Raw genomic sequence first — 20,072 nt, 5'->3', positions numbered from 1 at the left:
TGTGTTAAACCTTAACTTTGCCTTGCAGCAGCGCCAGTTGAGCGGCAGCGGCTTCGGCTCCAATAAGCGGGGTAATTTGATCCCAGACCTTGTCGATCTCTGGCGAGAAGATCATGGCGCGGTTGGCCAAGTCTCTTGCTTCTACTTGAGCTGGGTCTGATGGCAGGTCAATGCCCTCGTCAACTAGCTTCTGCCAGTATTCGCGATACTCGTCGACAATTGGGAATACCTGCTCGTAAGCTGCTTCGCTGGCGCGGTGAACTAGCATCCACGGCGACATGATTGAGCGTTGCAGTGGTGTGATTTGCGCCGGAGTCAGACCTTCGATTTCTTGAGCTTTGTTAAAGCTGTCGGTCAGCGGCTTGTACACCTGCATCAAATAATCATAGTTAGCGCCTAAGTCTTGCTTTGGCGTCAAATCCAAGTGGAAAGCGCAGTGCTCGCCGGCCTTTACTGAGTCCAAAGTGAAGTGCGGTACCAAAGAATCGCCAGCGGTAAAGCCGTAAATCATGTGCGAATCGAGGAAAATCGCAGGTACTACAATCGAGCAAGTGACTAGTTGAGCCAATCCACGTCCTTTAAACACACGCACCGCACCTACCGAACCCTGGTGAATTGGCGCGTGGCTTTGCAAGTCCATGTAAGGACCACCGTCTGCACCTAGGACTTCTTCCATTTGAAAGTGCTCGACAATCGCCGCTAGGGTTTTGTCTGAGATTGCCTTTGGCAAACTTACGTTATCTTGCATGGGTAGCTTCCTTATTCTGAGTCCACGACCGTGGCCATTTGACGCCAAGGACGGTTGTTAATTAGGTGGGTGCGATGGCTAGCGACCTTGTTAGCGCTGGCGCTCGGGTGCACATTAGCAATTAACTGGGTGTCGGTTGCGCGCACGAACTCGCCCTCGGACAGCAGGCCGTCGAATTTGCGGTTTTTCCAAGGGGTCATCAAAGTGAAGTCGTGTTGCATGAAGCAAATAATGCAGTTTTCTACTTCGCCACTGGCAGCCACGATGTTGATGCGGTTTTCCGCGGCGCGCTCACGCAGTCCGGTTTGGCTTTGCCAGCTCTCTTGAGTGTTCAACGGTGCAAGAATCACATCAGCACCGGCAAAGGCGTACAAACGGCCAAGCTCTGGATAAATGGCATCGTCTTCTAGTAGTACCGCCAACTTGCCATAAACCGTATCGAGCGTTTCCACTCGGTCCGCTTGCGCGCTCCAGCCAAAGCGATTACTGGCGTGAATCTGACCTTGTTGAAGCACAACACCTTGATTGGAAATCAACACGCCACAGTGGCTTGCAGCGCCATTTTGCTCTGCAACAATTGAGGTCGACACATAAGTTTCTGCCTGTAACACAGAGGCAATGGCATCAACCGCGGTTTGGCTAAGCTCATGACCGGCTTGAGTGTCGGCATTTTTTGTCAGCCAGAACAGCTCTGGTAAGGCGATAAGTTTTACACCCTGGTTTTGTAGGGATTGAATCTGTTCAACCGCATCGGCAATCGCCGCTTGCTCGCCGCCTTTTATAGCGATTGTGGCCGCAGAAACCGACTCAACCAGGCTTGCTTGCGGCAAATCTTGCGTGGCTGGGTCTTGGGCCAATACCGAGTACAAATCGGTACGACGATTGGCAAATACATCGGTGCCATCAGGGCGCGTTTTGTTGTTGGCTTCGGAAACGTCAATATCCGCCCAAATCACCTCTTCGTCCTTGCCGGCAATCGCCAACACGCGACCGTCTGGCGCAACAATTTGACTGTCACCCGCACCGCTTAAGAACTTAACTGGAATTTGAGTCGCTTCGGATACGGGTTCAAGCAAGGCTTCAGGAATTAGCGGGCCTACTTTATTAGCAGCGACCACCCAAACCTTGTTTTCAGCAGCGCGCACCGGAATGTGCAAGGTGCCTTCATCAATCGCAAATGAGTTAAGTGCGTTACACAGAATTTGACCACCGTACAGGCCTAACAAGCGTGGCGGCTCGTTGATAACGCCGTCCATGCAGCAATAAAGACCGATTTTGCCCAGCTCAGTGTCAAAGATTTCGCTGACTTCGGTCGAAGGGGTGAGATAGTCATTCTCGTGGCCAATCAAGACTTGCTTGTCGGTTTGCCCAACCAACTCACCTTGCTTGTTAAACAGCAAATTAGTGCCGGTAATGACGTCGTTGTCGCGACGGACGGTACAGTTGATCATCACAAAGGCATTCACTTCTTTCGCTGTATCGGCGATGGCGTTTAGGAAGTCCCCCCCAACTGGAACTGCCACATCGATACAGTGCGCTTGATCGTCGTACCAAGAATTGTGATTACAAAACTCGGGCAATTGAATTAGGTCAGGATTGTGTTCGCCGGCTTGGCGGATCATGCGTATGCAGGTAGCAAGGTTTTGCTCTACATCATTGGTGACAGCGAACTGAGCGGCTGCAACTCGAATCGTCATTTTCTACCTCTTTCCCTATCGGTTTTTAATCAGCACTGATCGCTCGTGCTGAAAGCTGCGTTATAACCTAGGTAAAATTATTTATTGACCTAATGTATTAACATTATATCTTTTAGTCAATATTTGGCTTAGTCTTTAACTCAGGTTACTGACTTGTTAGCTTGGTGTAACAGGTATGCAAATTCAGCCTAACCCACTGAACCAGCACAGAGAAGAAAGACCAGAATAAATACAGGGAATAATTGATATGTATCAATACAGTGTTGCCTTGGCCGTCTACGACTACATACCCATTTTGCTGTCCGCGATTGGACTGTATTACCTCACCAAAGCGCTACAGACCTGGCACCCACCCATTGCTAGTAGTGCTAGTCTGGCCGCCGCCTTGATTGTGGCGGGCGGGCTTTGCAAAGCCACTTGGAAGCTGCTGATTTCCACCATGGACGTCAACGTGATGGCGCTCAATCACGCGCTTATGCTGTTCATGGCACCCGGCTTTATTCTTTTGACTTGGTGTGTGTGGACGACTCGGCGCTACTACGCCAACCGTCCCACTAGCCCAACCTCTTGGCGTTGCCCCGCATCCACCATTGCCACCTTACTGATTGTGGTGGTGGTGCTGGCACTGCAGTTCCCAGACAAGCGTCTGTGGTTTTTCGCTTTATTGGGCGCGCTGACCCTATCAAACATCATTTTCGCCTGGCACGCGGTACGACATAGTTGGCAGACCGCAAATAAGGGCGCAGCGATTTTGTATTTGCTAAATGTCATTGCTGTATTTGCCATGTCGGGTTTAGCTCGTGTAGGTGATAACAGTGAAAGCTTCCAGTGGATTGCCCAACTGTCCAATACAGTGACACAAGGTTTGTTTGCCGGTGCGGGTTACTTGCTATGGAAAGCCCGTTCGCCTCAACAGAATTTTCAATATCAGAGTTAAAGGACCGCTATGACTGATCAAACCGCCACTCCCAAGAAGTTCCTAGGGATTCATATTGAATCCCAGGTGTCGGCTTGGAATATGAGTACCTTCTACCTGACCTGCGTGGCGACCATTCTACTGGGCGCCTTCATTAACGGATTCCATCCTTTCTTGTTCACTGAGATGATGGGCATTCCTCAAGACCAACACGGGGTAGTCAGCGGTAAGCTGAACTTCGCCGGTGAGATGGCGATTATCGCCAGTGTGGGTATTTGGGGAGCGCTATCGGACAAGATTGGCCGCAAATGGGTGATGACCTTTGGTTTCGCCATTCTGGCTCTGACCTTTTACCTCTACCCAACTGCGCAAACCGTCAACGAACTGCTGATTTACCGCTGCATTTACGGTGTGGGTATCTCTGCTGCCACTTGTATGATTGTGACCCTGCTCGCCGACTACGCCAAAGACGTTACTCGCGGTAAAGCCGCGGGCCTGCAAGGAGTTTGTAACGGCATCGGCGCCATGGTGGCATTGTTTGTACTGTTGCGCTTACCTCAGATTTTCCAGTCTCAAGGCCAAACCGCTGTAGAAGCTGGCTTTGCCACTTACCACATAGTTGTCGGTATCTGTATTGTGCTAGCCATCGTCTCTTTTATTGGCCTTAAAGGTCATATCAAGAAAGAGGCCAAGCACGATTTACCGCTAGCTAAGATGATTTATGGCGGTGTGAAAGCGGCGAAAGATCCGGGGATTGCGCTGGCCTATGGTGCTGCGTTCGTATCCCGTGCCAACCTGACCATTGTTGGTGCCTTTATGACTTTGTGGTTGTCAAACTACGGCGTTAACGAAGCGGGCATGAACAGTGCTGATGCGCTTAAGAAAGCCGGTATGATTGTGGGTATTGCTCAAGGTGTCACCCTGTTAGGCGCACCCATCTTTGGTATTTTGGCGGACAAGATCAATCGAGTGAACTGCTTGGTGTTGGCCACTACCCTGACCTTTTTAGGCTACTGTGGCACCTACTTCATCACCGACCCGTTTGGCAGCGCCATGATGATCATTGTGGTGCTGATTGGTTTGGCGGAAATTGGTGGCATCATCTCGTCTGGCGTATTGATTGCGCAGCAAACGTCGCCGAAAAACCGCGGAGCCGTGATTGGTATTTTCAACCTATCTGGCGCCATTGGTATTCTGATTTCAAGCATTGTTGGTGGTTATCTGTTTGACCACTGGAACAACGCCGGACCTTTTGTGTTTGTTGGTCTGTGTGGCCTAACCGTGACCATCTGGGCGCTGATTGTGAAGAACAAGGTGGTACCTTACGCAGAGCGTGAGAAGACTCCAGAAGAGCAAGTGCGCCAAGACAACGAACCGGGCGAAGTGAACGCCAGTCTGACGCCTTAGTCGGTGACGCTCTCAACAACTTAAACACAAACGCCAGTGCCCAACACTGGCGTTTTTTATTGCCCCTCTACTTTGAGTCGATAAGCGCTGCAGTAACGATCAATTCGACCTTAAGCTCGGGCCTTGCCAACTTTGCCTCACCGCAAGCACGTACCGGCGCAAAACCCAGCGGCACCCATTGGTCATACACCGCATTCATTTCTTTAAAGTCAGCCATATCAGCCAGCCATACAATCACCTGCAGCATGTGTAGTTTGTCGCTACCCGCCTCTTCAAGCAGTGCTTCAACACGCCTAATGGCCTCGTGAGTTTGCTCGGTGACGGACTCGCCTGGAAGCCCCTTGCCCACTTGGCCGCACAAATACACCACATCGCCGTGAATTAAGATTTTGCTCATACGATCCCGGGTGTGCATGCGTTTTATGTTTGCCATGGTTGAATTCTCCCAAAATTTACTTGCAACCTATTGTAGTTAGCCTTGACGAAAACAGGTGTGTTTAGTGCGCTTGGGTTGACCCGAGTTCCGCTTTGTGATTTCTTAAGCCTGTGCCAATTCCGAACTGGGAGATTTGGCCTAAACTTATAACAACAAACTCCTTAAAGAGTGTGCTAAATCAATGCCGAAATCTAATACGACATTGCTGATTCTTAGACAGTGGTACAACATAGACCACACCCTGTCGGACCGTCTCGCCGCCGAGTAATGCCTCGCTCGGGGGTTATAAAATCCTCTGATTTCTGGTTGTGCCGCCTGCCGTCTGTTTGATGACGTTTTGCAGGGCTTAAAGCCAACCCCAAACTTTTTTCGCCCGATTGTGGGCTGTGATATAACGCTCCTGAACTAGGAGCCTAACTCGAGGCAAATTAATGAGTCACGTAAAACACCTACCCGAGCCGTTTCGAATTCGCGTGGTAGAACCGATTGCACTGAAAACCCTAGAAGAACGCCAACACGCGATAAAAGCCAGTGGCTTAAACCCATTCGCGCTGAAATCCGAAGACGTGTTTATCGACCTACTCACTGATTCAGGCACGGGTGCAATTACCAACACAATGCAAGCCGCTGGCATGCTAGGCGACGAGGCCTACGCCGGCTCAAAGTCCTACTACAAGCTGTCAAAAGCAGTGAAGGACATATTCGATTTCGAGCATACCATTCCGACCCACCAAGGCCGTGGTGCGGAACAGATAATTATCCCTACCCTGATTGAAAAACGCCGCCGCGAGCGCGGCTTGAGTAACCCGGTGTCTATCTCCAATTGGCATTTTGATACCACCCAAGGGCACACCCAAATCAACGGCGCCAAAGCGGTCAACGTAGTGGTTGAGGAGTGCATGGACACTGCCGCTTATCACCCGTTTAAAGGCAACTTTGATATAGCTAAGCTCGAAGCTGCGATTCAGACTTACGGGCCTGAAAACGTCTACACCATTATCTCGACCATCACCAACAACTCAGCCGGTGGTCAGCCTGTGTCTATGGCCAATCTGAAAGCTGTATATGAAGTGGCCCAGCGTTACGACATTCCGGTGATCATGGACTCGGCGCGCTTCTGCGAAAATGCTTACTTCATCCAGCAGCGCGAGCCTGGTTATCAGGACAAAACTATCGCTGAGATCATCAAAGAGATGTATCAATACGCAGATATGCTGGCGATGTCCGCTAAGAAAGATGCTTTGGTTCGCATCGGCGGGCTGTTGTGCGTGAAGGACGATAACTACTTGGACGTCTTCACCGAATGTCGCTCTCGCTGTGTCGCTATGGAGGGATTTCCCACCTATGGTGGCATGTCGGGTCAAGCCATTGAAGAGCTGGCGCAAGGCTTGTACGAAGGTCAGAACAAAGACTATCTAGCTTACCGCACCAGTCAGGTGGCTTATTTGACCGAGCAGCTAGAAGCTGCAGGCGTGCCTTGCCAAACCGCAGGTGGGCACGCGGTGTTTGTGGATGCTGGGCGTATGCTGCCACACATTCCAGGCGAGCAATTCCCAGCTCATGCGCTGGCATGTAAGCTCTACGAACTTGGCGGCATTCGAGCGGTAGAAATTGGCTCACTGCTACTAGGGCGCGACAACGAAGGCAATCAAATCCCAGCACCCATGGAGCTATTGCGTTTGACCATTCCGCGCATGAGCTACACCCAGTCCCATTGCGACTACATAGTGGACGTGTTTAAGGATTTGCTAGACGTGAAAGATGAGATCAAAGGCTTGCGTTTGACCTACGAGCCACCGGTTTTAAGACACTTCACTGCGACGTTTGAAGAAGTGGAGTAACGGGCTGGTTTGGGATGCTGCAGCGTGCCGGTTGCCAGCATCCCAGCAAGCACTTACTTGAGATGGTGCTCGATAAGGTTAGTCAGGTTTTCTTTGCTAAGTGTCAGGTTCAACTCGTCAACCTTCTCTCCGTCTTTGAATACCAGAACGTAAGGAATAGAGCGAATACCGTACTGCTGTGCCACCTCTGGGCCATCGGCAACGTTCACTTTGGCAACTTTGGCACGACCTGCGAATTCCTGTGCCAGCTCTTCAATAATTGGCGTTAGCGCCTTACAAGGGCCACACCACTCGGCCCAAAAGTCCACTAGCACCACCCCACCCTGCTTAATTTCATCAGCAAAGGTTGTGTCGCTTAGATTCAATACAGCTTGTTGCACGCCAATCTCCATACATCTCTCTTTCAAAAACTGGCGATATTATACCGATTTGCTGATTTTCGGTTTGCGAGAGCTATCGCAACATTAGGCTTGCATTAACTAGCGTGTTTCCATAGACCTAAGGTGCCGCGTTCGTCTTTCCGGTAGCCCCACGCTCATCATTCTCGATTATTGATGCATAACTGCTGCTGTTTACAATGATTCAGCATATATCTTTTTTAAACGTCGGTTTTCAGCTTCAACTTCTTTTAACTGAGCCATCAATGAAGTATCCATGTCACCAAATTTCGAGCGCCAGCGGTGATAACATGATGCGCTAATACCGTGCTCTAAACAAATATCTCTGACTGGAACCCCTCGCTTACCCTGCTTTAATATATTCATAATCTCTCTATCGGTAAATTTAGACCTTCTCACAACAAACAACCTCATAATTTATTAAACCAAGGTACGCACACCTAATTAAAAACACTGATAAACAACTTAGAATCGATATCCCACTGTTAGCCGAGCGATATCCGCATCGTTTTCATAGCCTTTTTTATCGATTACACGAGTTAAGCTAACTCCAAAGAAAATATTTTCATTATCAAGCCAATGAGGCTCGTAATTTAAACCAAAAGTAATAACCCCCTTTGTATTGAATGCACCAGGATGCTCATATTTATCCTGAGCAAAATAAGGTCCTGCTCCAATACGGCCCTCTAGGTACTTGCCCAAAGGAACATAACGCCAAATTTGAGCGGTTATGCCTCGTCTATTTGTCCACCCGTTGTCGCCACCTTCGTCAAGTAATCCAACAGAAAGCGCGTAGTTGTTTGTGAATCGGTGAGCCGCTTCTACACTAAACCCGACTGTTGTATCTGGTCCTCCGTGATTGATTTTGGTATTCGCGAGTGATAGCCAAACTTCGTTGACTAGTCCGTTACCACGCGCCTTGCTTTGTCTCATAGAATTTTCAATATCGACACCAAACCCTATCAAGAATGAGTTTCCTACTGGCCGATTAGGAATAACGTAGTTGTTCCATTGCGCTCGAAGGTGCACGCCAGTACCTATGTAGTTAATGGGATAAACTAAGGCTGCCGTGCTTACCAATCCCACTCGCTTTTCATTCAGCTCTATCCCTTGTGAGTTTCGAGTGGTATCAAACGATACATAGGGTCCTGTGCCTAGTTCCAACCTAGTATTTTTTGTGAGCATATGGCTATAAACAAGCTGTGAAGAAAAGCCGTCACGATGGTGATTATGTGGGTGCCCTTCATTGGCGTGGACAAAGTCTAAGCGCAGGTTGTCGGTTAAGTGTTGCCCAAATCGTATATCAAATGAGCGAAAATCCTGCTTTTTCTCTTCTTTCTCTACTCCTTTGACATTTGTAATACCCGACCCTCCTGTAAGAGCGAAGTAAGTGTTGTCGTTTTGGGTGATATCAATGTATTTCTCTTGGGCTTTTGCGTGAGTAGCAGCTAGCGCTGTTAGCGCAATGAGCACAGCCGAGGTTTTGTGCAGCTTCTTTCGGCTGAAAACGGAATTTAAATTATCCTTGTGCTGCTCTGACAACTTATTAAAAATCATACTTCTACCAAATATATTTAACTGAAATTAATTAAATGCAAAGCCCGCCCAGCTAAAGTTCTATGAGTTTCAATAACTGCTAGCCAATAACTTTCTAAATGCATTATCAAACCGACTTAATAGTCGAGAGATAAATACCCAAAATGCACTTAATAACTTCGGCGATAAAGACCGGTGTTAACGAGGCTTTTTCAGTTGCATTCAGTAAGACTTTGAATCGATGAGCAGATTGTATGAATTAACTTTCAAGAGACTATGGTTTAGAGAAATGCAGAATTGGAACTTCATCGACAAGGACCAAAAACATAGAGTCCATATTTACCCAATGAAAGATCTAGCAGATTTGAATTTCTCAAATCCCTAATAAGAATTACCCCTTCTTTTATAATCGCCTCGAACTTAAGCAATGCCACAAAGGCAATTGTCCATACCTAAATTTTGTTTAAAGAGAGTCCTATGAGAATTACTAGATCTACGAAATCGATTGTTGCTATGTGCGGTTTATTTGCCGGAAGTGCTTTGGCATCCGATACATCTACCCCTCAACAAGCAAGCTTCTTCCCTATTTGGGGAGAACAAGCGAAGCAGAAAGGTTACTCCCTGCCCAAGCCTTACGGCTTCAGCATCAATTACCTGGCAATGGAGCAACCTCTTAAAATTAATGATATTTCACTTACTAATGTCGCAATTGGAGGGCTGCCAATTCCAGACGGTCTTGTGCAAGTTGAAGGTGGAACTGCAATGCAGGAATCGGAAACACTCACTCTAAGAGCAGACTTGTGGCTTTTCCCCTTCCTCAATACCTACGCGATTCTTGGAGGCACCAAAGGCAGTAGTGTCGCTGACGTCGCAATAAAACTGCCTTTTGGTCAGCCTATCGCAACAAAGTTTGAGTTGGATTTTAAAGGGACTACCTACGGCGTTGGTACTACGGTCGTCGGCGGCGTGGGCTCTTGGTTCGCGATGGCGGATGTTAATTACACCAAGACCGTTCTAGACATCCTAGATGGAGAAATCGACACCATCGTTTTTTCTCCTCGCGTTGGTTATCGCTGGGACGGCAAAGGACAAGTTTGGCTAGGTGCAATGTACCAAAACGTGGGTCAAAACTTCGGTGGGAACATTGCTGAACTTGGTATTCCCCTAATTAATGAAGGCCGCTTTGAGGTCGACCAGAGCCTGGAGGAAAACTGGAACGGTCTATTGGGTGGACAAGTCCATATATCAAAGAACATTGATGTTCTTTTTGAGTTGGGTGTAGGCAAACGCTCGAGCGTAATGGCGTCGTTTGGATATCGCTTCTGATGCTCAATCTGTCCTCAGTAAAACTGACGATCACCGCAATGGCGCTATCTGTATGTCTTAGCGCCTGCTCTTCGATTTCGGTAAAGGAACATTTCGACAACGCCCAACTTGAGTCGGCTGGTTTTCATCAACGCCATGTCGAGCTCAGTGAAGGCGGCCAGCTCAGTTACTGGATTGGAGGGCAAGGCGAGCCCGTGTTGTTGCTTCATGGATTTGGAGGCAATGCGACGACAACCTGGCTGCCAGTAATGCTGTCGCTAAGTGAGAATTTCTTAGTCATCGCTCCAGATCTCGTTTGGTTTGGGGATTCCTTTAGCGAGGGCGCGGCCACTATTACAACCCAGCGAAATGCGATTAATCAACTGATGTCGCACGTCAACACCAAGGCATACAACGTGGTTGGGATTTCTTATGGCGGGTTTGTCGCGTACGACATGATGGTTAAACAGGCTGGTATAAGCAAGGTCGTGCTTATTGCTAGCCCAGGCACTTTTATAACTGACCAACAGATGTCTGCGCTAAGCCAACGTTTCGAGCGTGAGCATCCATCAGATATTTTTGTCCCCGACAACAGGGAGCAAATGCGTCAGCTGTTTGATAGAACTTTCGCTCAGTTTCCTGACTACCCCAGCTTTATTGATGAGCAAATCTTCCAACGTTATTTCGCGCCATGGAAAGCGCAAAAACGAGGATTGATAGATTCACTGCCGACCCATCGCGATCACTTACTGCCCATGGTGAACCCGGAAAAACTACCTGCCTCTTTAGTGATTTGGGGGGCTGATGACCAGGTTTTCACGCTGGAACAAGGAGAGTCTCTGGCGGAATTTCTAAACGCACCACTACTAGTGATACCCAAGGCACCGCACAACATTGCCAATGAACACCCATTCGAAGTGAGTAAGGCAATCAAGCAATTTATTAATCAAACCTAGAGAGAATCAGCTAGATGTTTACGACATATCCTTCTCGTCGGTGGGTAGCAAAACTCTGCGCAGTTTCGGGAGTGTTGTTTCTCAGCGCTTGCTCAAGCCCTGATTGGCAAACTCGAAGCTTACCAACCGAGCAAGCGGTGTCAGCTTCCTTAGAACTTAAGCCAGACCCTGTGTCGTTAAGAGAGTACCACCCGCATAGCTTTAGCCTGCCAAGAATACCTCAGGCAATACGTCCCTGCTGCGCCTTTGGTACACAGCAAAAAGTAAAAGTTGGCAGTTTGCCGGTGCCATGGTTTCGACTTTCTAATACGGTGTCATTAGAAGAAATCGGTCCGCATGCGTACGAGGCAGGTACCTTTAGTCGCTCCCAAGGAGAGCCCTATGGCCCAAAAGGCGGCGAAAATAACGGAATGCTGTACACCTTGAAAGGTGGCTTCATTGATTTGGCTCACGTTCGAGATACGACAGATAACACAGTTGCATTATTTAAACGTATTCATCCCCGCTTGGGAGAGGAATTCACCATTGAGTTACCTGATGAAATTGGTAAGCGAGAAATTCGTTTTAGTGCTTTTGAACTCAATGGTCTCAGCCAACAACAGATACTAGAACTATCCGCTAATCTTGCGGCGCGCATGGCGTACTCGATGGCTGAAGCTCATGAAATTGCTCAATGGCACGGATATCGAACATGGGTGCCTTGGTCAGAAGAAGTTTCTGCTTATTCGCCGGAGGACGTCTATTCAAATATGCTTGGCGCCAAAATTGGCGTCGCGCTGATCCTGAACAATTTGGTGATGAATCTAGAGTCATACAACCAACATATGACTTCATGGTTGAATGCTGCGCTTACGCAGTTAGAGCCGGCTAGTAAAGAACAAACCAATGCCTTATTTAGCGCCATTGATGGCCATTGGTGGGATTCAAGCGTCACCATGCCGGACAAGTTTATGTTGCTAAAACGTCACTATGAATTTGGAAAAAGCCAAAGCCCTCATTTGGTGCCAAAAATGCTTGCAAAGCAAAATCCAAATTGGCCTCTGCTAGCACCGCTATTCGCTGAAGAGCCATCACCGCTCACCCTCGCATTACCGAGCGAATTACATAAGCAGAACCTCTCTGAACTTGCGGAGCAATGGCTGTTCGTTGGAGCTAAGTATGAAAAGAGCTTCAGTCATATTCCCGAATCCTTGTGGCGAGAGGGATTTAGCAACAAGCATTTCCGTTTAATTTCTCACTACAACCAACGACAGGATCAGCGAGAGCTGCAGGCACACCTTGAACAACGAGGTGATAAATAATGTCTAAATTGCTAAAGCTTGGCGTCAGTTTATTACTGCTAAACAGCACCTGCTTATACGCAGCTGACAAGATGACATCGCCTCCTGTCGAAGCCCACGAACAAACCGACAGCTGGGTAGATAAGCTACTCAATAAACTCGGCGCCGATGGTGGCTTTGACGATACTAAGGCCATTGATTTCAGTATATTGCCAGGACCGTTTTACGGCCCTGAAACATCTTTAGGCCTAGGAATTTCGGCGATTGGTTTATATCAAGTCGATAAACAAGACCGCCAAAGTCAGTTATCTTCCGCGGTGATCAACGGATTTGCATCTGTTAACGGTTCTTTGGGCGTTAAACTCGAAAATCGAACTTTTCTAAGCGAGGATTCTTGGCGCTTTTATTTTGATGGGCTTATATCCGATTCGCCAGAGGTATATTACGGCGTGGGTTACCCAGAAAACCATCAAGACGACAATAAAATTGTCTACAAAAACAGACAGTTCTCTGTAGCACCCCTGATTCTAAAGCGGGTAGCTAGCGGCACCTACTTGGGGGCTGGCTTTGATGTTAACTACGCGAAGGCTCGAGACATCAATGTCGAGGAAAGCAAGATAGACCCGAGTCCCCTTGCGAAAAGCAATCTTGCGATGGGGGTGAAACTTCAGGCGAGCTATGACACTCGAGACGTTCTGGGTAATCCCTATGAGGGCAGATTGCTGCAGTTGGACACCGGGTTCTACATGCCAGAATTGGGCAGCCAGCAAAGGTTTCAATCCATTGAGTTGAATTACAGTGAGTACATGCAGATGGGACCGCGCAATAGCGTATTAGCATGGCAACTACGTGGACGATTTACACACGGTAATGTGCCTTGGCACATGCTGTCGCAAGTGGGTGGCGGTTCAGAATTGAGAGGCTACACCGCTGGTCGTTACCGAGACAAGCAAATGCTCATGGGCCAATTGGAGTATCGCTGGGACCTTCCGGGCAGACATGGTGTAGTTGCCTGGACAGGAGTCGGGGCGGTCGCTCCATCTGTACGAGGATTTAATAGCAGCGAATTACTACCAAATGTCGGCATTGGCTATCGATTTGAAGTGAAAACGCGAGCAAACCTTCGCTTAGACCTCGGTTTTGGCGATGGTGAAACAGGATTCTACTTCAATCTAAATGAAGCTTTTTGACCTTGTCGTGGTTTAGAGCATCACTCGTAATAACCCTTTAGCGGAGAGAAATACCAAACAGTTTTTTCAGTAATTTAAAGTTGGACATGAGTATCGTTTTCGAGAAACCCAAACGCACGGAAATCATGCTCATGTACTAGCTGTCTTCCTCAGTTAAACAGATCTTTGTCCATTCCTTAAAAGCGCTACCAAAGCTAAATTTTTGGTTTAATGCCCGACCGCGTTACGTTTCGAAAATTCCCGCGACGCTCCATCATACCGGCTGCTGAAAGCGACTTATCTAAGCCCGATACCAAAGAAAAAAATGTCAAAGATTAGGCCCAGGCCGCCGAAGTAATATACCGATCCCCTCCGCCTTTCTCTGTGCACCAAGAAGACAAAGATATCGACACAGTCCTAGCTATAGACATTCGTTACGTTTCCAATCTCCCGACCTTGCCCCGCACAAGCATATCGCTGCATCACGTCAGTCAGCTCGATTCATTGATGAGGGGAAGCATGAGATTACTGGCGTCCCTTGATTTCCTTGGTTGTGGAGCAAGACATAGGTTTGCCGGAACGACAATATTAACGGTCTGACATTCTCGTTTTTGTAGGTGGCTCGTCTATGGCAGGCGCTTGCGATGAGCTAAAGAGTTGGGCTTATTGATGCGCTCAATCTGGCGTAGATTTTCGAAACCTCGACTGAACCTATGGGTTGCATGAGACTAAAAATAAACACCTGAGACTAGGTTGTAGATGTAGTGGAAATTAAAAGGAACAAGGTGGGATTGAAAGTTTGGGTCTCCGAAATCCGGAGACCCGATGATACTTTAACTAAATAGTCCAATGAGACTGTTGATGATCAGTGCGTTAGCAATATCGATAAAGAACCCACATACCAAAGGAACTATGATGAAAGCCTTGTGAGCTGAACCGTGCTGCTGAGTCACTGCTGTCATGTTTACAATCGCTGTCGCAGTTGAGCCTAGTGTAATTCCTCCAAAGCCAGAGCTTATAACCGCGGCTTCGTAATCCTTACCCATTAGCCTGAATACAATGAATACCGTAAACGCAACGGATAACACCAATTGGGCAAACATTACCGCACCGATGAAGCCGATAGAGCTCACTAGCTGCCAGAGTTGTAAGCCCATCAACGCCATCGTTAGGAACATGCCAAGGCATATGTCTGAAATTAGACTCAGTCCTTTACTAGCGTTTTCATCCATTTCTTTTTTTAACACTAGGCTTTTGAAATTACCTACAAGGATCCCCGCTATCAGGCATGACACAAACATAGGTACGTTTAGTCCTGCTTCTTGTAAGCCTAGATTGAGCACATAGCCAATAATGATACAGATATTAAGAAACAGCCACGCGTAAAGGTAACCAAAATGGTCGAGTTGTACCGACTGTTCGTGATGGACACCAATATCCAGCTCATCACCTTCTACTGCTTTTAGTTGATGACGATTGATCAAATACTTGGCAATTGGCCCACCAATCAAGCAAGCGGCTATTAAACCCACCGTATTACTTGCGATCCCAAGCTCGGCAGCTCCCTCAATTCCCATTTCTTGAAACGTGGGTGCCCATGCCATAGTAGTTCCGACACCACCAATTAATGAAATAGATCCAGAAAGTAAACCGACAATAGGATCCATTCCAAACATGGCTGCAAGACTTAGCCCTACTCCATTTTGAAGTACTATATAAATAACAGCTAAAACCGTTAGCACTAATAGTGGTTTACCACCTGAAATTAGGGTTTTGAAATCCGCCTTAAGACCAATAGCTGCAAAGAAGTACAGTAGTAAATAATCGCGCAGCTCCAAATCAAACTGCAGTTGAATATTTGCTAGGTAATAGAGTAACGCCACGGCTGCTGCGCAAACGAACCCTCCAATAACCGGCTCTGGGATACTGTACTTACGCAGCACCGAAAACCTTGCTGTCGCCCACTTTCCTACAAATAGCAACATGATTGCCAGGGTGAAGGTTAGGAAACCTTCAATCTCAATAATATTCATTAGAAAATCCAATCCCGATGACACTTAGGCAAGCGTATTGCTCAGGTATTAATATTGATATAAGCGCGTTCAGTCTGAAGCCAAACGCGCCCAAAGATTACTTAGAGTTACTTAACAGTGGCGCGGTTTCATTCGACGATGGCGCCTTGATGCCAAAGAACAAGGCGTAGAACAAAGGAATGACTACCAAAGTCAGTAGAGTTGCAAACAACAAACCAAACATAATGGTGACGGACATACTCTTAAAGAACGGGTCTGCCAATAACGGCGCTACACCCAAAATGGTGGTGCAAGCGCCCAGTAGCACTGGTCGTGCACGGCTAGTCGCTGCGGAAATCACGGCGCTGTAAGGCTCTTTCCCTTCTCTAATTTCCACATCCGCTTGATCTACCAGCACAATTGCATTCTTAACCATCATTCCTATAAGGCTTAAGAAACCAAGAGTTGCCATGAATTCAAACGGCGTCTGGAAGGTAACCAAACCCACTGCTACGCCTATTACCGCTAGCGGAACTGTTAGCCAAATGACTAAGGCCTGGCGAATTCCATTAAACATAAACACTACAGCGAGAACCATCGCAGCAAAGCCATAGGGAGCGGCAGCCATTAGCGCTTCATCGGCCTCTTTTGCATTCTTATATTCACCGTACCAGCTCACGCTGTAACCCGGTGGTAAGTCCATAGATTCAATTTTTTCCTGGATAACTTCGAAAGCTTCCGCGGTTAACACTCCAGGAGCTGGATCCGCCTGCGCCATAATCGTCGGAACGCGGTTTACTCGCTTGAGTATGGCGTCTTGCCAAACTACGTTCACATCATCCACCAATTGCGCCATGGGAATAAACTCACCAAGATTTGGGCTAAACACTTCGGTGTTTTTTAACGCAACAGCGTGGTTTCGCTCGCTGATAGGTGCACGTGCCACGATAGGTATAAGAACACCATCCTCGCGGTAAGTACCCACATTACGCCCGCTAAGAGTCTGATTTAGAGCCGCGTTGATCTCTCTTGAAGTCAACCCAAAGCGCTGTGCCTTTTCGCTAGAAAACACTGGCTGAACAACTGGAACCTGTTGGCGCCAATCATCTTGAACAGCGATCAGTTCAGGTGTTTCAGCCATTAGAGCTTTCGCCTCCTCGGCTAAGCTACGCAGCACCTCACTATTCGGGCCTTGGAATGCGGCCTCAATTTTCTTACCGCCTCCGGGGCCCAACATGAACTTCCAGACCATGATTGAAGCGTCGGGGTGAGCCTGTTCAAGTTCTGACTGCAGTTGCTCGATTAGCGGTGCAATCGCACGATAATCTTCTACGTCAACCAAAAGCTGACCGTAACTCGGGTTAGCTGGCTCTGGTGAATAGGTCAGCATGAATCTAAGACCACCACCGCCGATAAAGCTGGTAATACTGGTTACGCTATCTTTACGAGCTATGTCCTTTTCAATATCAGTAATTACCTGCTCGGTACGCGAAATATCGGTGCCTTGGGGTAGACGGACATCCACCACAAATTGTGGGCGTTGAGACTCCGGCATGAAGCCAGGAGGCACGTAGCCAAAGGCTTTAATTCCTAGCACAAGCGCCGTAGCAATGGCGATTAGCGATACCTTGCGGTTGTTTAACACCCAGTGAAGTACACGTGTGTAGGCGTTCATTCCGCGACTAACTTTATTGGTTTTTGTAGGACTTACTTTTAGGAAGTCGTAGCAAAGCATGGGAGTCACGGTGACTGCAAATACCCAGCTGAGCAACATCGAGTACAAAATTACCCAGAATAGCGAGCCTGCATACTCCCCCATGTTCGATGGTGATAAGCCAATCGCGCTAAAGGCACAGATACCAACGATCGTTCCCCCCAATAATGGCCACTTGGTTGCACCGACAACCTCAGATACCACCTGCTCTCGATTGGCATCCGGGTCTTTTTGCAGCCGCGCAAGCACCCCATCGGTAACTACGATTGCATTATCTACCAGCATCCCTAAAGCAATAATCAAAGCACCTAGAGAAATGCGTTGCATGGCAATGTCGTCTACCAGCATCACAATTAGGGTGCCAGCGACTGTTAGGACCAAGACAAAACCGATTATCAGGCCCGTACGCATTCCCAAGAACAAAAGTAGTACCACGAACACAATCGCTACAGCCGCTAGTAGGTTGTTTACGAAATCAGATACCGATGCCGCAACTGAATCAGATTGTAGAGACACTTCATGGATTTCAATGCCCAAAGGACGTTGACTTTCTAGTTCTTTAATTCGCGCTTGTACTAGGTCGCCCATGGTAACGACGTTGCCGCCAGCCACATTAGATATACCAAGGCCAATGGCGCGTTGACCGTTATAGTTCATCAACAATGACACTGGCTCTTGGTAGCCGTGACTAACCTGCGCGACATCACCTAGTCGCATAATGGTGTTGTCGCTACCAATCCCCAAATTGATGTTTCGAATGTCATCTAAAGAGCGAATGTTCGAGCTTGGAATTACTGGGATATGCATATCCCCGTTATTGATGGCTCCCGCTACCGCAATATTGTTTTGATTTTCGAGCACCTCGTAAATCTTTTCAGCAGAGAAGCCAAACTGGGCTAGCTGCTGATTTGAGATCTCCACAAAAATGGTTTCTTGCTTTTCAGCCAGAGTATGAGTGCGCGCAACACCAGGCACTAACACCAGATCACGGCGCAGCTCATCGACATAGTCTTGTAGTTGTTTATCGGTATAACCTTCTCCAGTTACCGCATAAAAAAGCGCATAAACATCACCAAAGTCATCGTTAACAATCGAGGGACCTGCACCTGCTGGTAACTCTCTTTGCACATCGTTTATCTTACGGCGTACCTTATCCCAGATTTGCTGAAGCTCGGGTTCAGTCTTCGCAAACTCCATTTTCATTTCAACGATGACTTCGGACATCCCCTGCTTTGAAGTTGAAGTAATCTCCTTCACTTCCTGAAGTGTTTGAAGTGCACCTTCAACCACGTCCGTTACTTCATCGCTGACCTCTTGAGCAGTCGCTCCGGCATAGGGGGTAACAATCACAGCCTGGCGAATAACAAACTCAGGGTCCTCAAAACGGCCGAGTTTTTGATAGCTGATGTAGCCACCGATTAAGACCAAGGCGATCAACACCCACACGCTGGTTCTTTTTGCGAGTGTGTAGCTTGCAATATTCATCTATTTAGTCTCCTCAGCACTGGGGTTTTGCACTCGAACTAGCGCTCCTTCAGTAAGCCCAGAAAGACCTGCGATGACTACTTGCTCTCCATGATTCAGATTCGATTTGATCTGCACTTTATCCAGATCAATTCCACCAACTTCGACCTCACGACGTTCAAGTGTATTGTCGGACTTAACCACCCAAACAAACTGCTGCCCCATATTGTTAGGTTGGATAGCAGAAACTGGCACCATAACTAATGAGTCTTGATCGTCTAATTCGTTGTTTGGCGTCACTATTGCCGCCATACCTGGTATCACACGCTCGTCACCTATGTCGTCGAAACTCAAGGTAATTTCATAGGTATGAGTCACCGGATTGGGTTCTGTTGCGTAGCGGCTTAGTGAAAGATCAAAGACTTGACCAGGAATATTGCGCAAAGTAGCGAAAGACTTACCGCTACTTGCGTTAGATTGCATTGTGCTCGCTGGAACTTGAATGACGACTTCAAGATTTTTGAGGTCGTGTAAAGTGACGATTGGTTGCTCCGCTTGAACAAGAATATGATTCTCTACTAGGCGTCGCGCAACAATACCATCAAAGGGCGCGTACAGATTGGTGTATGTCAGCTGACGCTCAGCTTCAGCAACTAGGTTCTTAGCCACTAAGAATCGACTTTCAAGTTGTTCTAATTCCGCTTTCGCGATTGCTCCTGTTTGCTCGAACAATTGCTTTGCACGGTGATATTCTCTGCGAGTATTTTCTTTATCAATTTGTGCGCGAGAAAGAAAAATCTCCGCGTCTTTCGAATCAAGGCGCGCGATAAGATCCCCTTTAGATACCTGATCTCCTTCTTCGAAGAATATTTCAGCTAAACGGCCTGGGGTGCGAAAACCCATTTCAGCGCGATTTGCAGATTGCACTTCTCCGTAATACTGTTGATGGCTATTTGGAGCTACGACTCCAGCAGTATCCGTAAATACTGGACGAATAGGGTTTGTTTTTTGCTCTTCAATTGCTTCGTTCCCACATCCAACTAATAAGGTGGTTGTGACAATCGTAGCAAGCATCAATCTAGATGTAGGCTTTGCATTTCTGGCAAATAATGTGGGCTGACACAGACGCATTTCAAGGCTCCAATAAGTAATGTTTTAACCCGTGATAGCAGTTGGCATTTAGCGGGTATTTT

The 20,072-nt window shown here is 47.7% G+C and carries 16 protein-coding genes; 7 read left to right on the top strand and 9 right to left on the bottom strand.

All coding sequences use genetic code 11. The features are described 5' to 3' along the window. Positions 1 to 4: 4 nt before the first annotated feature. Complete coding sequence (locus tag CLC93_RS06640; protein ID WP_095505187.1) at positions 5 to 748, bottom strand: hypothetical protein; 744 nt, start codon at positions 746 to 748, stop codon at positions 5 to 7. Between the two features lie 11 nt (positions 749 to 759). Then, a complete protein-coding gene (locus tag CLC93_RS06635) occupies positions 760 to 2,445 on the bottom strand; it encodes a nitrilase-related carbon-nitrogen hydrolase (protein ID WP_095505186.1) in 1,686 nt (561 codons plus the stop codon). Between the two features lie 247 nt (positions 2,446 to 2,692). Here CLC93_RS06635 and CLC93_RS06630 point away from each other — a divergent pair, with 247 nt between their 5' ends. Both CLC93_RS06630 and CLC93_RS06625 read left to right on the top strand, forming a co-directional pair. Then, positions 2,693 to 3,382, top strand: coding sequence for a hypothetical protein (locus CLC93_RS06630; RefSeq protein ID WP_095505185.1), 690 nt, complete (start codon positions 2,693 to 2,695; stop codon positions 3,380 to 3,382). Positions 3,383 to 3,391: 9 nt separating this feature from the next. Further along, entirely contained in the window at positions 3,392 to 4,768 is a 1,377-nt protein-coding gene (locus CLC93_RS06625; RefSeq protein ID WP_095505184.1) for an MFS transporter, read from the top strand. Positions 4,769 to 4,835: 67 nt separating this feature from the next. Here CLC93_RS06625 and CLC93_RS06620 read toward each other — a convergent pair whose 3' ends face one another. Further along, the gene (locus CLC93_RS06620) at positions 4,836 to 5,201 is read right to left on the bottom strand and encodes a RidA family protein (RefSeq protein WP_095505183.1); all 366 of its coding nucleotides are present in this window, start codon (positions 5,199 to 5,201) and stop codon (positions 4,836 to 4,838) included. A gap of 434 nt (positions 5,202 to 5,635) precedes the next feature. Here CLC93_RS06620 and CLC93_RS06615 point away from each other — a divergent pair, with 434 nt between their 5' ends. Further along, positions 5,636 to 7,045 (top strand): tryptophanase, encoded by a 1,410-nt coding sequence (locus CLC93_RS06615; protein WP_095505182.1) that lies wholly within the window; start codon positions 5,636 to 5,638, stop codon positions 7,043 to 7,045. Between the two features lie 53 nt (positions 7,046 to 7,098). Here CLC93_RS06615 and trxA read toward each other — a convergent pair whose 3' ends face one another. The 3 genes from trxA to CLC93_RS06600 form a co-directional block, all read right to left on the bottom strand. Beyond that, positions 7,099 to 7,425 (bottom strand): thioredoxin, encoded by a 327-nt coding sequence (gene trxA / locus CLC93_RS06610; protein ID WP_211286827.1) that lies wholly within the window; start codon positions 7,423 to 7,425, stop codon positions 7,099 to 7,101. A gap of 192 nt (positions 7,426 to 7,617) precedes the next feature. After that, a complete protein-coding gene (locus CLC93_RS06605; RefSeq protein WP_095505180.1) occupies positions 7,618 to 7,857 on the bottom strand; it encodes a transposase in 240 nt (79 codons plus the stop codon). Between the two features lie 51 nt (positions 7,858 to 7,908). Then, positions 7,909 to 9,000 carry a hypothetical protein gene (locus CLC93_RS06600; protein WP_211286825.1) on the bottom strand — a complete coding sequence of 364 codons (1,092 nt, stop codon included), beginning with the start codon at positions 8,998 to 9,000 and terminating at the stop codon, positions 7,909 to 7,911. 456 nt (positions 9,001 to 9,456) lie between these two features. Here CLC93_RS06600 and CLC93_RS06595 point away from each other — a divergent pair, with 456 nt between their 5' ends. The 4 genes from CLC93_RS06595 to CLC93_RS06580 all read left to right on the top strand — a co-directional run bounded on the left by CLC93_RS06595 (position 9,457) and on the right by CLC93_RS06580 (position 13,710). Continuing rightward, positions 9,457 to 10,305, top strand: a complete 849-nt coding sequence (locus CLC93_RS06595; RefSeq protein WP_095505179.1) for a virulence protein — start codon at positions 9,457 to 9,459, stop codon at positions 10,303 to 10,305. Then, entirely contained in the window at positions 10,305 to 11,240 is a 936-nt protein-coding gene (locus tag CLC93_RS06590; RefSeq protein ID WP_095505178.1) for an alpha/beta fold hydrolase, read from the top strand. The genes CLC93_RS06595 and CLC93_RS06590 overlap by 1 nt, the downstream gene beginning before the upstream one ends. Before the next feature lie 137 nt (positions 11,241 to 11,377). Continuing rightward, positions 11,378 to 12,541 carry a DUF4056 domain-containing protein gene (locus tag CLC93_RS06585; RefSeq protein ID WP_245837112.1) on the top strand — a complete coding sequence of 388 codons (1,164 nt, stop codon included), beginning with the start codon at positions 11,378 to 11,380 and terminating at the stop codon, positions 12,539 to 12,541. After that, positions 12,541 to 13,710: a BamA/TamA family outer membrane protein gene (locus CLC93_RS06580; protein ID WP_245837111.1), complete on the top strand. Its 1,170-nt coding sequence runs from the start codon at positions 12,541 to 12,543 to the stop codon at positions 13,708 to 13,710. The genes CLC93_RS06585 and CLC93_RS06580 overlap by 1 nt, the downstream gene beginning before the upstream one ends. A gap of 812 nt (positions 13,711 to 14,522) precedes the next feature. Here the strand turns inward: CLC93_RS06580 and gltS are convergent. From gltS to CLC93_RS06565, 3 genes are all read right to left on the bottom strand, one after another. Beyond that, complete coding sequence (gene gltS / locus CLC93_RS06575) at positions 14,523 to 15,722, bottom strand: sodium/glutamate symporter (RefSeq protein WP_095505176.1); 1,200 nt, start codon at positions 15,720 to 15,722, stop codon at positions 14,523 to 14,525. Positions 15,723 to 15,819: 97 nt separating this feature from the next. Next, the gene (locus CLC93_RS06570; RefSeq protein WP_095505175.1) at positions 15,820 to 18,900 is read right to left on the bottom strand and encodes an efflux RND transporter permease subunit; all 3,081 of its coding nucleotides are present in this window, start codon (positions 18,898 to 18,900) and stop codon (positions 15,820 to 15,822) included. Further along, the gene (locus CLC93_RS06565; protein WP_095505174.1) at positions 18,901 to 20,010 is read right to left on the bottom strand and encodes an efflux RND transporter periplasmic adaptor subunit; all 1,110 of its coding nucleotides are present in this window, start codon (positions 20,008 to 20,010) and stop codon (positions 18,901 to 18,903) included. Between the last annotated feature and the right edge of the window lie 62 nt (positions 20,011 to 20,072).

It is taken from the genome of Paraferrimonas sedimenticola (genome assembly GCF_002282855.1).
Classification (GTDB): domain Bacteria; phylum Pseudomonadota; class Gammaproteobacteria; order Enterobacterales; family Shewanellaceae; genus Paraferrimonas; species Paraferrimonas sedimenticola.
Note: the sequence above shows the minus strand (reverse complement) of the source record. Positions and strands in the feature narration are given on the sequence as shown.

Coding starts and splice junctions, on each gene's coding strand:
- CLC93_RS06620 (WP_095505183.1), bottom strand. CDS start 5,201: ATGGCAAACATAAAACGCATGCACACCCGGGATCGTATGAGCAAAATC.
- CLC93_RS06625 (WP_095505184.1), top strand. CDS start 3,392: ATGACTGATCAAACCGCCACTCCCAAGAAGTTCCTAGGGATTCATATT.
- CLC93_RS06605 (WP_095505180.1), bottom strand. CDS start 7,857: ATGAGGTTGTTTGTTGTGAGAAGGTCTAAATTTACCGATAGAGAGATT.
- CLC93_RS06630 (WP_095505185.1), top strand. CDS start 2,693: ATGTATCAATACAGTGTTGCCTTGGCCGTCTACGACTACATACCCATT.
- gltS (WP_095505176.1), bottom strand. CDS start 15,722: ATGAATATTATTGAGATTGAAGGTTTCCTAACCTTCACCCTGGCAATC.
- CLC93_RS06590 (WP_095505178.1), top strand. CDS start 10,305: ATGCTCAATCTGTCCTCAGTAAAACTGACGATCACCGCAATGGCGCTA.
- CLC93_RS06635 (WP_095505186.1), bottom strand. CDS start 2,445: ATGACGATTCGAGTTGCAGCCGCTCAGTTCGCTGTCACCAATGATGTA.
- CLC93_RS06570 (WP_095505175.1), bottom strand. CDS start 18,900: ATGAATATTGCAAGCTACACACTCGCAAAAAGAACCAGCGTGTGGGTG.
- CLC93_RS06595 (WP_095505179.1), top strand. CDS start 9,457: ATGAGAATTACTAGATCTACGAAATCGATTGTTGCTATGTGCGGTTTA.
- CLC93_RS06640 (WP_095505187.1), bottom strand. CDS start 748: ATGCAAGATAACGTAAGTTTGCCAAAGGCAATCTCAGACAAAACCCTA.
- CLC93_RS06600 (WP_211286825.1), bottom strand. CDS start 9,000: ATGATTTTTAATAAGTTGTCAGAGCAGCACAAGGATAATTTAAATTCC.
- CLC93_RS06565 (WP_095505174.1), bottom strand. CDS start 20,010: ATGCGTCTGTGTCAGCCCACATTATTTGCCAGAAATGCAAAGCCTACA.
- CLC93_RS06580 (WP_245837111.1), top strand. CDS start 12,541: ATGTCTAAATTGCTAAAGCTTGGCGTCAGTTTATTACTGCTAAACAGC.
- CLC93_RS06615 (WP_095505182.1), top strand. CDS start 5,636: ATGAGTCACGTAAAACACCTACCCGAGCCGTTTCGAATTCGCGTGGTA.